An 11787-nucleotide genomic window follows, 5' to 3' on the forward strand; every position below is an offset into this window, starting at 1 on the left:
TCCGTACAACCAGGGCCGTGCAGGAAGTTCCAGGGGGGTCAGCGGGTGCGGGCAAGCCCGAACAGGAGCCGGTCGGCCCCGCGTGCGGTATCCAGGTAGGTGCCGAGCTGAGAGGCGTCGGCGGACTGCGACAGCGGGTCCAGACCGAGCAGGAGAACGGCTGTGCCGGTACGGGCGACTAGCGCCGTCCAGTCGGGTCGGCTCGGCAGCCGCAGCCTGCGGGAGGCGCCTGGGAAGTGCAGAAAGACGTGGGCGCCGATGATGTGCAGGCAGCGGCTGGCGTCCGGGATCACGTCCCCTGGCCGGCCCAGTCCGCCGAGGCTGTCGGCGAGACGCCGCATGCGGGCTTCGGGTGCGTCAGCAGTGCCGGGGAGAGCGGAGGCAGGACTGTGGGCGATCTCGCGGCCGTCCGGACCGGTCCCCGGCCGGCTCCAGGCAGCGAGCGAGACCAGTAGCCGAAGCTCGGGGCCGGTCGGAGTGAGGATGGTGCTCACGCGGTCGTCCCTCTTGCGGTCTTGAAGCAGGACCAAACGATCTTTCCGAGCGGTGTGCGGTCTTGCACTCCCCACCCGTCGGCGAGCGCGGCCACCAAGACCAGACCGCGTCCGGACAGGTCGGTGTCGGCGGCCTGGCGAGGCTCGGGGCGCCGACGGCGGCTGTCGTGCACCTCAAGGCGCACGACGTCGTCCTCGGTGTCAAGGCGGACCAGGAATCCATGGTCGGCGACAGTGCCGTGGACCAGCGCGTTCGTCGCCAGCTCGGAGACGCAGAGGCGGATGTCGTCGATCCGTTCCGCAAGGCCCCATCCGACCAGGGTCTCGGAGGCGAATTCCCTTGCCGCTCCCACGGATTCGGGGTGGGCCTTGAAGAAGCGCTGCACCGTTTCGATCATTGCTGCCCTCATGACTCGGTCTCCAGGAGGCGGGTGGTTCCCCGGCTGTGGCGGCGGGCTGCGGTGGTGGAGGCGGCTGGCGGGCATGCGCGGCGCGACCGGCGGACCAGAAGCAGCCGGGAGCCGACAGCCTCGATCCGCCGACCGCGTTCAGCGGCTATCGCCCTCGGTCCGAGGTGTGACGCGGCCGGGGCGAGCACGCCGTAGACATCCGGCAGGGCCAACACGTCCAGCAGGCCGGTGAAGGCCGCCGAGCCGGAGCCGGCGCCCGCCTCGCGTTCGGTGAAGATGCCAGACAGCTCCAGCTCGTGGTTGCGGCAGTACTCGGCGAGCGAGGCGACCAGCGCCTCCTGCCGGGCTTCGGAGACCCGCACCAGCCGCAGAAAGCCGTAGACGACAGGCCCGCTGACCAGGCGATGTTCCGTGAGGGGTTCCATGTGGGGGACCGTCCGCAGGGTCGACAAGTGGTGACGATCCTGAGCATGGAGGTCCCCGAACTCCTGGCCAATCGCCTGCCGTTCTACTTCCGTTCCACTTTCGTCCCGCCGCCCACACGCGTCTGCTTCGATGACGGTGGAAGGGAGCGAGCGTGGCAACCGTGCACCACTGGACCGGCTTGGAGGCCAAGGCACTGCGTCTCGCCCTGCGCTTGAGTGTGCGGGCCTTTGCCGAGCACCTCGGCGTGGCCGTTGCGACGGTCTCGAAGTGGGAGAGCAAGCGCGCCGAAACCGAGCCCAGACCCGACACCCAGGCCATCCTCGACACAGCCCTCGGACGCGCGGACGCCCCCGCCCACCTGCGCTTCGAGACGCTCCTGTCCGAGATGGCCAGCACCGTGCAAGATGCCGGACGGCGCGTCACCGCCGCCGGTCCCCGAGCCTGGGAGTACGAATCGTGGGCCGAGGACCTGGACCGCGTCGTGGTCGCGCTCTCCCGTCAGAACTTCGCCTTCACCGACAGCCTGCTCAGCCGCTGGTTGGTGCGGTTCAACGCCCGGGAACTGGACGAAAAGGGCCTTTACCTTTTTGCCCGCTCGGCTGCGCTGCTCGGTGACCTCAAACGCGACCAAGGTTCTGTGCTCGGCCCACTCTCCGCCCAGTACTCCTACGCCGGGGCTCGCGCGGTCTTCACCCAGCTCGACATCCCGCGTCGTGTCGCCCAGCTCGACCTCTCCCTCGCGGTGGTCACGGAAATGTCCGGCAAGCTAGAGGTTGCCGCCCGCCATTACGAAACCCTCGCCGTCGACGACCGGCTTTCCCGCCGGGACCGCGCCAGGGCCCGCCTGTGGGTGGGCACGGCGCTGAGCAAGAACGGTCGGCACGACTACGCGACCCGCGTCATGCAGGCCGCGACCCGCGACTTCGAGGACCTCACCGAACCCGACGACTGGTCGGTGGCCCACCAGAAACTCGCCCTCGCCCGCCGTGGCGCCGGCGACCTCACCCAGGCCCTGCACTTCATCGACATTGCCCGCAGCAGTGGGGCCACCGACTCCCCGATGCAACGCGTACGGCTGGACACCGCCCACGGCCACATCCTGCTCTCCGACGCGGCGACCCGGGATGATGGACTCCTCGTCATCGATCAGGCCACCCGCACGGCCGCGCAGTACGGACTCGTGCACCAACTGCGCAGTATCGAGGGCATCAAGGCCATGAACGAGGGGCCGGCCGGCCCCCGGCGGCGGTGACCAGGGAGAGACGCGTGAGCGACAACCAGCAGGCCATCACCGAGGACCAGTGGCGCCGGGCCGCGCTTATCTGGGACTACCACCAGATGCACCATCAGCTGCGGCCCGTCGACGTGGCGATCGGGCTGGGCAGTCACGACCTCGGCGTCGCCGCCCACTCTGCCGAGCTGTACCGCGCCGGGCTGTTTCCGACCCTGGTCTTCACCGGCGGCAACAGCCCCACCACTGCCAAAGTCTTCCCGCGCGGCGAGGCCGTCCACTTTCGCGAGCACGCCATCGGCCTCGGCGTCCCCGCCGAGGCGATCCTGCTGGAACCGGAGGCCGGTAACACCGGGCAGAACGTCACCCTCTCCCGAGAGGTCCTCGCCGCCGCCGGCATCACCCCGACGACGGTGATGTTGGTCTCCAAGCCCTACATGGAACGGCGGTCGTTCGCGACCGCCCGAAAGCTGTGGCCCGACGTCGAGATCCTCTGCGCGTCGGAACCGCTGGAGTTCGACGACTACGTGAAGTCCATCGGTGACGAGAAGCTCGTCCTGGACATGCTCGTCGGCGATCTCCAGCGGGTCATCGAGTATCCGAAGCTCGGATTCGCCATCGAGCAGGAGGTCCCGGAGGACGTGCATGGAGCCTACGAGTCCCTCATCCACGACGGCTTCACCAGCCGTCTCATCGCTTCCTGACCTGCCCGAGTCGGGCGGGCTGTGCACAATTCACCAACCCAATCTGTTCCCGAGACTGACCACACCGGCCAAGCGGTTCGTGGCGGACTACCGGATCGTCCTGCCCCTTTTTCGCCGTGAAGAGGGCGCGCCTCGGGCCGCAGGCGCTCTATGCGATCAGCTGTTTGAGCGTGGTGAGGGCTTGGAGTGCGGGGTCGGGCTGAGGCGCGGAAGCGGAACTGAGACCGCGCAACGACGAAGAGGTCAACGCGTAGCAGTGTGTGACGTCCTGCTGTCCTGGCTCGGACTGACGAGCGAAGAAGGCCCTGACCAGTCGAAACGGGTCAGGGCCTTCTTCGTATTGCCCGGTGAGCGCAATGGCGGAGGATACGAGATTCGAACTCGTGAGGGGTTGCCCCCAACACGCTTTCCAAATGTTCGTACGGGGGTCCGGCGGGGGTCGTGGGCGTCCTGACCTGCAACGGGAAGCGCGACCCAGCCCCTTTCGAACAGCCCCGGGCGGAGGTGAATGAGACCAGAACTGAGACCACCGCGCACGGAGCGGTGACACTGTTTGGGCCAGCAGACGGGTGAACGCTCGTGGGCCGACATGAGGCTCAAGAGGCCGTCTTACGAGAAGTAGCTGCGCGGCCGTCCTCCTGTTGCCATGGTGGTACCTGTGTCTCGTCGAAATGCAGCCCAAGATCACGCAGTCATCACCAACGCTATGACAATTGCGTTCGGCCATCAGTTGGCCGCTACCTGGTTGGAGCTCCACCCGGAGGCGAGTGCTTCCCAAGTGGTCGAGTTTCTGGAGGAGCAATCGCTCAGGTCTCGGGTGGCTGCTGCCGAGGTGTACGTGGCGACGGGGAAGACGAGCGAAAAGGAGGCGCTGGCCCTTCTTGAGTATGAGAGCCGGAGCTACCGGGACCTGATGCGGAACGAGCTGTCCACCGGCGCGCTCAACCTGCCCACCGCCGGTGCGCGGTGAACGGCGGCGGAGCGTGAACGGATCGATGGCGAAGTGGGCATGCTCGGTGGCCGAGGCGGAGCTGCGTGAACCACTTCTTCGTCGATGGGCGCACTCGCAAGGGGTCGCGCGGCGCGCGGGCGAACTGGCGGAGGTCGTCGGAGTCGAGGCGGACCTGTTGATTGCTGCTGCGGTGCTGCACGACGTGGGTTACGCGCCGCGCTTGGCCATTACTGGGTTTCATCCGCTGGACGGCGCTCGCTTCCTTCGTGACATCCACGCTGCGGACGAACGGCTGGTCCGTCTAGTCGCCAACCACTCATGTGCATTGCTGGAAGCGGAGGAGCGCGGATTACGGGACGTGCTGGAAGCCGAGTTTCCGCTCCTTGACGACCAGCGCCTTGTGGACGCCCTTGTGTACTGCGACATGACGACTACGCCCGATGGCAAGGTCACTTCGGCCGATGCTCGGCTGGCCGAGATCACCGGCCGGTACGGGTCGGACAGCCTGGTGGGGCGGTTCATTCGTCGAGCGTCGCCGGACATCCTTGCGGCCGTGGGGCGGGTGGAGGCGGCGTTGGCGGTTCAGCCCAAGTAGGGGTAGGTGCCGGCAAGGTAGTCGCCGATCTGTTGGCGCATGCTTGGGTGGATGTCGTACTCGTCCAGGTCGCTTGGCTGGACGTAGCGGACGCCATCGGCCTCGTCGTTGATGGTGGGCTCCCCGCCTACGGGGCGGCCGATGTAGGTGTTCTCGTACTGCTGGCGGATCTCGCCGTCCGTGTAGGCCACGATGTGGTTGGGATTCGTGTAAACACCCAGGAACCCCGTGATCTCAGCGACGATCCCGGTCTCTTCCAGGCATTCACGCACGGCGCACTGGGCCGCCGTCTCACCGATGTCCTGCGCGCCGCCCGGCAGCGCCCACTGGCCCGTGTCCCGGCGGCGCTGGAGCAGTATGGCGCCGTTGTCGTCGACGACGAGCAGGTTGTTGGCGGGAATGAGCGTGTTCGCCTTGGGGGCCTTGGGGTCGTTGTAGTACTCAGTCCTGCCCATGCGACGAGAGCCCCTCCTGGTCTGGTGTCCAGGGCCGTGCGGTGGCCCAGACAGCTTCGAAACTCTGAGCGTAGTTGTCGAACCAGCCTGTGGTGTCAGCTCTCCGTAGATGTAGGAGGGGGTTTGCACTGGCCGGCTGGCCCCAGACGTGCGGGTTGACCAGGAGGTTGTTGTCGTAGCGGAACATGGAGGTGTAGAGCGTCGTGTCGTGCAGTCTCACCTCACAGCCTGCCTCGGACAGTAAAGGCCGGTAGTAGGTGAGGGAGGCGCGGATCTTGGCGGCAAGGGTGTCGCCGATGCCCTCCTCGCGGCCTCGGATGGCCACTGCCTGGCCGTCCGAGTCACCGAAGCAGAGCCGCACTCGCACCCCGTCCAATGCGCGCTCGGCAAGCATCTTCGCGACGTGGGGGTTGGACTGGGCGAAGAAGGTACCGGAGAAGACGAGGACGCCGATCTGCTCGTGCGCGCCTTTGAGCAGCGACAGCCATGTGTCCCGTGGGACGCTCGCCCGGTTCTGGTATGTCGTGACCAGCTCTTGCTCTGACCCGGCGGCTTGCTGTTGGGCACTTCGCACCGGTGCCGGCCAAAGGAACAGCTCCTCCACCCGCAAGTGCCGGGCGACGCGGAAGCGGTGGCGAGCGTGAGGAACACGTCCGCCGAGCCATCGGCCAACGGTTTTGGGGTCCACCTCGCAGATTTCGGCGAGGGATTCGGGCGGGATGCCGCGCTGGGCGAGTACGGAGTGCAGTCGCTCGTTCACAGGCGCCATACAAGCTGAAGGGGCCGGGAGCGGCAAGGACGTTACGGGACGTTCTGCGGAAGGTCGACGCCATGACCACGGTGCTTACGCTGGGCGTATGGAGCTCATCGTCCTGTGGGACATCGACCACACGCTGATCGAAAATGCTGGGGTCAGCAAGGAGATCTACGCCGCTGCCTTCACGGCGCTCTCGGGGAGGGAGCCCATGGGGCCGGCGCGGACGGAAGGCCGCACGGACCGCCTGATCATGCGCGACATGTTCCACGGAAACGGTGTGGCCGAGCCGGACTGGACCGCTGTCGAGAAGGCTCTTACCGCCGCAGGGGAGGCACGTCTCTCCGACCTCAGCCGACGCGGCACAGCCTTGCCCGGCGTGCGTGAAATCTTGAAGGAAACCTCCGTACGCAATGCCTGGGTTTCCTCGGTACTCACCGGCAATATCGCGGCCAACGCCCGAGTGAAGGTATCGGCCTTCGGCCTTGACTCCCTGCTCGATCTGCGAGTTGGCGCCTATGGGGCTGACGCTCTCCAGCGGCCGGACCTGGTCGCTGTCGCCCGTGAGCGTGCCCAACGGCTCCGAGGCGCGCGGAACGACGTGCCCGTCGTGCTCGTAGGCGATACACCCAGGGACGTTGAGGCCGCGATCGCCACGCGCTCCGAGATCATCGCGGTCGCCTCAGGCGTCCACAGCGCCGAAGACCTGGCCGCTGCTGGTGCCCAGACGGTTCTGCCCGATCTGATGGACACCGCTCGTGTGCTCGGGATTCTGGAGACGCTCGCGTACTGAAAACGTCCCAGGACGTCCTCGGAGCGTCCCGATACGCGGTGACGGGGTCCGTACCTATCCCGCCAATATCAGGTCTCCCACCAGGCAAACGCCCGAAGGAGACCCTCGTGATCAGCGAAGTCACCGGGATCCGCAGGATCCGGATGCTGTACCTGCAGCTGCTCTACCGCTGCAACTTTGAATGCCTGCACTGCTTCCACGGCCAACGGCTCCAGCACGCCGACGCCTTCACCGCAGACGAGGCGATCAACCTCCTCACGCTGATGCGTGACCAGTACGGCACCGAGGCCGTCACCCTGCTGGGCGGCGAGCCGTTCGTCTACCGCGACCTCACCCAGGTCATCCGGTACGCCAAGCGGGACCTGGGTATGCAGGTCGAGATCTGCACCAACGGCTACCGGATCGAGCGCCGGCTGACTGAGATCGCCCCCGACCTGGACCTGCTCCGGGTATCGCTGGAGGGCATCGGTACGACCAACGACCAGATCCGCAAGTTCGGAAGCTACCGGAGTGCCCTGAGCGCCCTCGAAATCGCCCAGCAACTCGGTGTCCGCGCCGGCGCGACCATGACGGTGACCTCACGCAACATCGACGAGGTCCTGCCGCTCGCCCGCACGCTGCAGCACTACGGGGTAGAGCAGTTGAAACTCCACTGCCTCCGGCCGGTCGGCAACGCAGCCGATCACCCCGAGCTCCTGATCAACGACGCGACGGCATACACCCTTCTGCGTGACCGCCTGGCTGCGGCTGAGTTGGACATCGAGGTGATCCTCGACGAGGACCTGTCCGAGCTCGGTGCGCCAGCTGCCTGCCTTCCTGCCGAGGGCCCCGCTGAGATCGAGCGGATCGAGGCTGATCCGCGCGGCGCGCTCACCATGTCCTGCAAGGCTGTCGGCAAGGACTCGCACGCCTTTTGGTACGACAAACTCGCTGACCACATCGACCACCGGCCGTCCGCCACCGACGAACTCACCCTCGCGGTGCCGGACGTGGTGTACGGACGTGTCTGACCCGGCGTCGTTCGAGAGCGTTGAAGGGCTCCGCGGCACCGGCAAATCGACGCTCGCCCCCATGCTTGCGGCCGCCCGTGGCGCCGTGCTGATCCCGACCGTGCCGCCCACCTACCAAGCACTGCGGCAGGAGGTCGACCGGCTGGGGAATGTCGAAGCCCGCATGTGCTTCTACCTCTCGGCCCTGCTCACCGCGGCCGATCAGATCCAGCGGTACCTGTCCGCCGGAACCCCGGTCGTCGTCGAAAGCTACTTCGCGCGCTGCCTGGCCAATCACCGCGCTTTCGGAGCCAACCTCTCCGTATCCCTGCCGTCCGGCCTCCCGCGTCCCGTCACCTACTACCTCGTCTGCGCGGAGGACGAGCGTCAGCGCCGACTCGCCAGGCGCGAGAAGCCTGTCTCACGTTGGGACGCCCTCGCTGAGGTCACCGCAGGCAAGATCACCGACGCCTACGCCTCGTTCCCGATGCACCGGGTGAACACCACCGGTCTCAACCCTGACGAGGCACTCCGAGCCGTCTTGAGCACCGACCCGCAAGGAGAGCAAGCCAGTGCAGACAGCCAGCATGTGGCGGCACACCCTCACCTTCTTCCCTCAGTTCCTCGCCGCGCTGAAGGAGCGTACGGAGCCTGACTCCACCGTGACGGTCATCGGCGCGAGCGACGGCAGACTCGTCGTCCCACTGGCCGCCGCCGGCTACCGCGTCATCGCCATCGAACGCGACCCGCTCGCCCTTCATGGCGGCGAGGTCCAACTTCCGGGTGACAGAACCGGTCACGCGATGGGGATGATCGAGCGGCTGAAGCACGAAGGGCTACAAGACCGCGTCCAGGTCGTGGAGCAGGACTTCCTCGCACCTGAGCCCGTTCCCGCCCCCTGTGACGCTGTCTGGACGAGTTGCTCATGGCATTACAGTGCCAATCACCACCGGACGTTGGGCGAGTTCGTCGACCGCATGCAGCGTCTGGTTCGGCCTGGCGGTCTGTTCGGCGCGGAGTTCATGATGCCCATCACGCAACGCCACCACGTGCTTGAGCACTACACATCCCCCGAGAGGCTCCGGCGTTACTTCATCGGCGACTGGGACGTCCTGCTCACCCTGCGGACCAACGAGTTCACCGAGCAGGCGCACGTCGGACAGTTGCAGGATCACAACCACCGCATGGGCCTTCTCCTCGCAGCCCGTGCGTCCACACCCTCCTAGAGCTACGGGAAGAAGGACATATGAAGCACGAGTACGAAGCCAAATTCCTCGCCGTCGACGTCGCCGGTCTCCAGGCCAAACTGACGGCGCTCGGAGCCGTCCAGGCTTTTCCGCGCACCCTCCTCACCCGGAAGATCTTCGAGAACGATGCCCTCGAAGGCGGCGCCTGGATTCGCCTGAGGGACGAGGCCACCCGCTCCACTCTCACGCTGAAGCAGGTCACCGACTCCACGACGATCGACGGCACCACCGAGATCGAGACCGAGGTGTCCGACCTGCAGGCCATGGCCGAGATTCTCCGTAACATCGGTCTGCGCGAAGTCCGCTACCAGGAGAACTACCGCGAGGAGTGGCGCCTGGGCGAAGTCGCCTTCGACTTCGACACCTGGCCGGACCTCCCCACCTTCGTCGAGATCGAAGGACCCGACGAGGCATCGGTACGACAGGCGGCAGACCTGCTCGACCTCGACTACACGCAGGCCCGGTTCGGCAGCGTCGACGAGATCTACAAGAGCGAGTCCAGCCGGGACATCCTCGCCGAACCCACTCTCCTCTTCGCCGACGCCGACGAGCAGGAGCAGGCCAGGGCAGCTGCCCCGAGCGAGTGACCTTGAGGACCGAGCGTGTTTTTGGAACCGGCCGTGACGCCGCGGGTCATACCCGGCATCGCCGAGTTCGCCCGCGGCGGTCTGCCCGCAGCGGCGGACACCGACGACGGCAACACCTGGACTGATGGCTACTGCTGGCTCTACTGCGGTCAGCGCTGGACCCGCGTTCTGTGGATCGGCCCCGTCAGCGTGGCCGGCGCCCAGGCAGCCATGTACGCCTGCGGCCCGTGCATCCGCGCCCTGCAGGAAGCAGGTCTGGCAGTCCATACTCCTTCACGATGAACCAACTCGTCCGGCCCCTCTGAGCACGCCCGCGGCGGCCGAGCAGTCTGCCGGACGCCGCGTTGGGCGGCACCGAGCGCGGAGCGGCCTGTTGCGTCGTGGGTGAGGCCGGCGGGCGGAACCCCCATGAGCCTGTGACGGCTCTTCGCAGTGAAGCTCCGCCGTAAGAGTCCAACGGCTGCTGGGCCGGTCACCACCCGTGGTGACCGGCCCAGCAGAACGGTGACGACGGGTCAATTTGTCGGAGTCAACCCAGAAGTCCTGCATCGCAGCTGCCAACGCGTCTGCCATCTAAGCCCCCTTGTTGAGTACCCACTAGCTGGAGGAGCCTACCTAGGGCGGCATCGCGGGAGGGGAAGGTGATGGTTTGGCCGCGATCAGGATCACGGCCCGTCGGGAACACCGGCAAGTATGGGGTCAGGAGTCCGACCAGCCGCTCCAGTGCGGGCCTCTTGCGGTAGAAGAGCAAGGTGCGCTCACCGGCCCGGCATTCGGCGACGTAGTGCGGACCGGAGTATTTGCCACCGCTGATGTGCCGGCCGTCGGGCAGGGCGCGGCGGGTGACACGGCCGGTGAGGTCGGGGCTCATGGCCAGCAGACCCGGCTCGACGACGAGATGGTCCTTGCCGGAGCACTCGGCCTTGTGAGGCAGGAAGCCATCGACGATCTGCTCGGCAGGGCCGTGCTGCGGGATGATCGCGATGATGTCGCCCTGGTGGCGCTCCTTGCGTGCGAAGTCCTGCCAACAGCACAGAGCGGCCAGCGCGGCCGCGGCGTTGGAGATCCCGGCGATGAGCAGGTCTCCATCGACCGTGGTGGGACCCAGGCCGTCGTCCGAGACCCAGACGCCCACGAAGACAGCGGTGAGAAGTCCGTCGAGGATGATCACAATGGTCTGCCAGGGGTTGCTGAGTGGGTGGCGGGCACCGCGCGCCAGCCATCACAGCCGCCCAGCACAGCCGTGAGGCTGATGGGGAACAGTCCGGTCGCCCAACCCAGAAGTCCAGTGAGGCATCGATGACGAAGCCCCCTGGTAGCAGGGGGCTTCGCTGTGCCATCCGCCACGGGGCCATCCAGAATTCATCAACGGATTTCCGGCGTGGCTCACTAGCTAGAGCGTCAATTCGTCGAACACATCGTCAGGCAGCGTCTTGATGTACATGATGCGCGCACGGATCTCTGCCTCGAGGTTGGCCAACGACAAGCTCACCGACGGCTCGACGAAGTGTTCGCTGTCCGCCTCGGCGGTGAGCAGGGCGACAGCGTCGTAGTTGCCCTCCTTGACCATGCGTTCGAAGAAGATCTTGTATCGGCCTATGTACGACGCTCCCTCGAAGATCGGGTCCGCCGGGAACGGCATGTTCTTGGGCAGCGTGACCTTGCTCAACGATTTCGGCGCGCGTTCCACGAGCATGATGAAACCGAACCAGGGCTTCAAGCGGCCGAACAGGCCGCGCTCCGCGGCCATCTGGGTGTCGGCCGCGAGCCCCAGGGCTTCCTCCGTTCGGTTGTTGAAGTTGTTGCTGAACGAGGGGCCTCGCTGGGACTTGAACTCTATCGCCGCGATCAGGGAGCTGCGGTAGAGCACCAGGAGATCCCAGTTCTTCGCTGGTCGAAAGTACGCCGGGAGATTGTTGTGGCCGGTCGTGCGCACCTCAAGGGTGATCTCCGGATCGGCGCGCCATAGTTTCGCCACGACTTCCTGCATCGCGTCCATCTGCTTGCCACCCGTGACGGCTGCACGGTTGCCGGTGTCCTTGACCCCGGTCGCCTGCCCCTGCTTAGCAGCCTGCAGGTCCAGGCCCTTCCAGTAGCCGAGAACAGCGGCGCGCCAGGTTTCGACAGGTGTCAGGTCGCTCATGGCCCTC

17 protein-coding genes are annotated in these 11787 nt (G+C 66.5%); 10 read left to right on the forward strand and 7 right to left on the reverse strand.

What is annotated here, in order from left to right; translation table 11 throughout:
• Positions 1 to 38: 38 nt before the first annotated feature.
• From ACIOMQ_RS08695 to ACIOMQ_RS08705, 3 genes are read right to left on the reverse strand one after another with little or no spacing between them, the layout of a single operon-like run.
• Positions 39 to 494, reverse strand: coding sequence for a hypothetical protein (locus tag ACIOMQ_RS08695; protein WP_401758708.1), 456 nt, complete (start codon positions 492 to 494; stop codon positions 39 to 41).
• Positions 491 to 892: an ATP-binding protein gene (locus ACIOMQ_RS08700; RefSeq protein WP_362201716.1), complete on the reverse strand. Its 402-nt coding sequence runs from the start codon at positions 890 to 892 to the stop codon at positions 491 to 493. Before ACIOMQ_RS08700 ends, ACIOMQ_RS08695 begins: the two co-directional genes overlap by 4 nt.
• 8 nt (positions 893 to 900) lie before the next feature.
• Positions 901 to 1329, reverse strand: coding sequence for a hypothetical protein (locus ACIOMQ_RS08705; protein WP_362201251.1), 429 nt, complete (start codon positions 1327 to 1329; stop codon positions 901 to 903).
• A gap of 152 nt (positions 1330 to 1481) precedes the next feature.
• On the opposite strand from ACIOMQ_RS08705, the gene ACIOMQ_RS08710 reads away from it, so the two are divergent.
• From ACIOMQ_RS08710 to ACIOMQ_RS08725, 4 genes are all read left to right on the forward strand, one after another.
• On the forward strand, positions 1482 to 2582 hold the full coding sequence (locus ACIOMQ_RS08710; RefSeq protein ID WP_402188303.1) for a helix-turn-helix domain-containing protein: 1101 nt from the start codon (positions 1482 to 1484) through the stop codon (positions 2580 to 2582).
• Positions 2583 to 2596: 14 nt separating this feature from the next.
• Positions 2597 to 3265, forward strand: a complete 669-nt coding sequence (locus ACIOMQ_RS08715) for a YdcF family protein (RefSeq protein ID WP_362201245.1) — start codon at positions 2597 to 2599, stop codon at positions 3263 to 3265.
• A 706-nt stretch (positions 3266 to 3971) separates the two neighbouring features.
• Positions 3972 to 4235, forward strand: a complete 264-nt coding sequence (locus ACIOMQ_RS08720) for a hypothetical protein (RefSeq protein WP_402188305.1) — start codon at positions 3972 to 3974, stop codon at positions 4233 to 4235.
• Between the two features lie 25 nt (positions 4236 to 4260).
• A complete protein-coding gene (locus ACIOMQ_RS08725; protein WP_402188414.1) occupies positions 4261 to 4812 on the forward strand; it encodes an HD domain-containing protein in 552 nt (183 codons plus the stop codon).
• Here the strand turns inward: ACIOMQ_RS08725 and ACIOMQ_RS08730 are convergent.
• Positions 4800 to 5267: an NUDIX hydrolase gene (locus ACIOMQ_RS08730; RefSeq protein ID WP_402188307.1), complete on the reverse strand. Its 468-nt coding sequence runs from the start codon at positions 5265 to 5267 to the stop codon at positions 4800 to 4802. The two genes, ACIOMQ_RS08725 and ACIOMQ_RS08730, sit on opposite strands and share 13 nt — an antisense overlap.
• Positions 5254 to 6027 (reverse strand): XRE family transcriptional regulator, encoded by a 774-nt coding sequence (locus tag ACIOMQ_RS08735; protein WP_402188309.1) that lies wholly within the window; start codon positions 6025 to 6027, stop codon positions 5254 to 5256. Before ACIOMQ_RS08735 ends, ACIOMQ_RS08730 begins: the two co-directional genes overlap by 14 nt.
• Positions 6028 to 6124: 97 nt before the next feature.
• Between ACIOMQ_RS08735 and ACIOMQ_RS08740 the strand changes: the two genes are divergently transcribed.
• The 6 genes from ACIOMQ_RS08740 (at position 6125) to ACIOMQ_RS08765 (ending at position 9919) form a co-directional block, all read left to right on the forward strand.
• On the forward strand, positions 6125 to 6814 hold the full coding sequence (locus tag ACIOMQ_RS08740; protein ID WP_402188311.1) for an HAD family hydrolase: 690 nt from the start codon (positions 6125 to 6127) through the stop codon (positions 6812 to 6814).
• Positions 6815 to 6921: 107 nt separating this feature from the next.
• Positions 6922 to 7824 carry a radical SAM protein gene (locus tag ACIOMQ_RS08745; protein WP_402188313.1) on the forward strand — a complete coding sequence of 301 codons (903 nt, stop codon included), beginning with the start codon at positions 6922 to 6924 and terminating at the stop codon, positions 7822 to 7824.
• A complete protein-coding gene (locus tag ACIOMQ_RS08750) occupies positions 7817 to 8458 on the forward strand; it encodes a hypothetical protein (RefSeq protein ID WP_402188316.1) in 642 nt (213 codons plus the stop codon). Before ACIOMQ_RS08745 ends, ACIOMQ_RS08750 begins: the two co-directional genes overlap by 8 nt.
• Positions 8376 to 9029, forward strand: coding sequence for a class I SAM-dependent methyltransferase (locus ACIOMQ_RS08755; protein WP_402188318.1), 654 nt, complete (start codon positions 8376 to 8378; stop codon positions 9027 to 9029). The genes ACIOMQ_RS08750 and ACIOMQ_RS08755 overlap by 83 nt, the downstream gene beginning before the upstream one ends.
• Before the next feature lie 20 nt (positions 9030 to 9049).
• Entirely contained in the window at positions 9050 to 9637 is a 588-nt protein-coding gene (locus ACIOMQ_RS08760; RefSeq protein WP_402188320.1) for a class IV adenylate cyclase, read from the forward strand.
• Between the two features lie 15 nt (positions 9638 to 9652).
• A complete protein-coding gene (locus tag ACIOMQ_RS08765; RefSeq protein WP_402188322.1) occupies positions 9653 to 9919 on the forward strand; it encodes a hypothetical protein in 267 nt (88 codons plus the stop codon).
• 247 nt (positions 9920 to 10166) lie between these two features.
• Here ACIOMQ_RS08765 and ACIOMQ_RS08770 read toward each other — a convergent pair whose 3' ends face one another.
• Both ACIOMQ_RS08770 and ACIOMQ_RS08775 read right to left on the reverse strand, forming a co-directional pair.
• Entirely contained in the window at positions 10167 to 10808 is a 642-nt protein-coding gene (locus ACIOMQ_RS08770) for a hypothetical protein (RefSeq protein WP_402188324.1), read from the reverse strand.
• Positions 10809 to 11030: 222 nt separating this feature from the next.
• Positions 11031 to 11780, reverse strand: a complete 750-nt coding sequence (locus tag ACIOMQ_RS08775) for a PaeR7I family type II restriction endonuclease (protein ID WP_402188326.1) — start codon at positions 11778 to 11780, stop codon at positions 11031 to 11033.
• Positions 11781 to 11787: the final 7 nt, after the last annotated feature.

The organism is Streptomyces sp. NPDC087845, from assembly GCF_044742755.1.
Lineage (GTDB): Bacteria > Actinomycetota > Actinomycetes > Streptomycetales > Streptomycetaceae > Streptomyces.

Coding starts and splice junctions, on each gene's coding strand:
- ACIOMQ_RS08740 (WP_402188311.1), top strand. CDS start 6,125: ATGGAGCTCATCGTCCTGTGGGACATCGACCACACGCTGATCGAAAAT.
- ACIOMQ_RS08775 (WP_402188326.1), bottom strand. CDS start 11,780: ATGAGCGACCTGACACCTGTCGAAACCTGGCGCGCCGCTGTTCTCGGC.
- ACIOMQ_RS08700 (WP_362201716.1), bottom strand. CDS start 892: ATGATCGAAACGGTGCAGCGCTTCTTCAAGGCCCACCCCGAATCCGTG.
- ACIOMQ_RS08705 (WP_362201251.1), bottom strand. CDS start 1,329: ATGGAACCCCTCACGGAACATCGCCTGGTCAGCGGGCCTGTCGTCTAC.
- ACIOMQ_RS08725 (WP_402188414.1), top strand. CDS start 4,261: ATGGCGAAGTGGGCATGCTCGGTGGCCGAGGCGGAGCTGCGTGAACCA.
- ACIOMQ_RS08720 (WP_402188305.1), top strand. CDS start 3,972: ATGACAATTGCGTTCGGCCATCAGTTGGCCGCTACCTGGTTGGAGCTC.
- ACIOMQ_RS08760 (WP_402188320.1), top strand. CDS start 9,050: ATGAAGCACGAGTACGAAGCCAAATTCCTCGCCGTCGACGTCGCCGGT.
- ACIOMQ_RS08730 (WP_402188307.1), bottom strand. CDS start 5,267: ATGGGCAGGACTGAGTACTACAACGACCCCAAGGCCCCCAAGGCGAAC.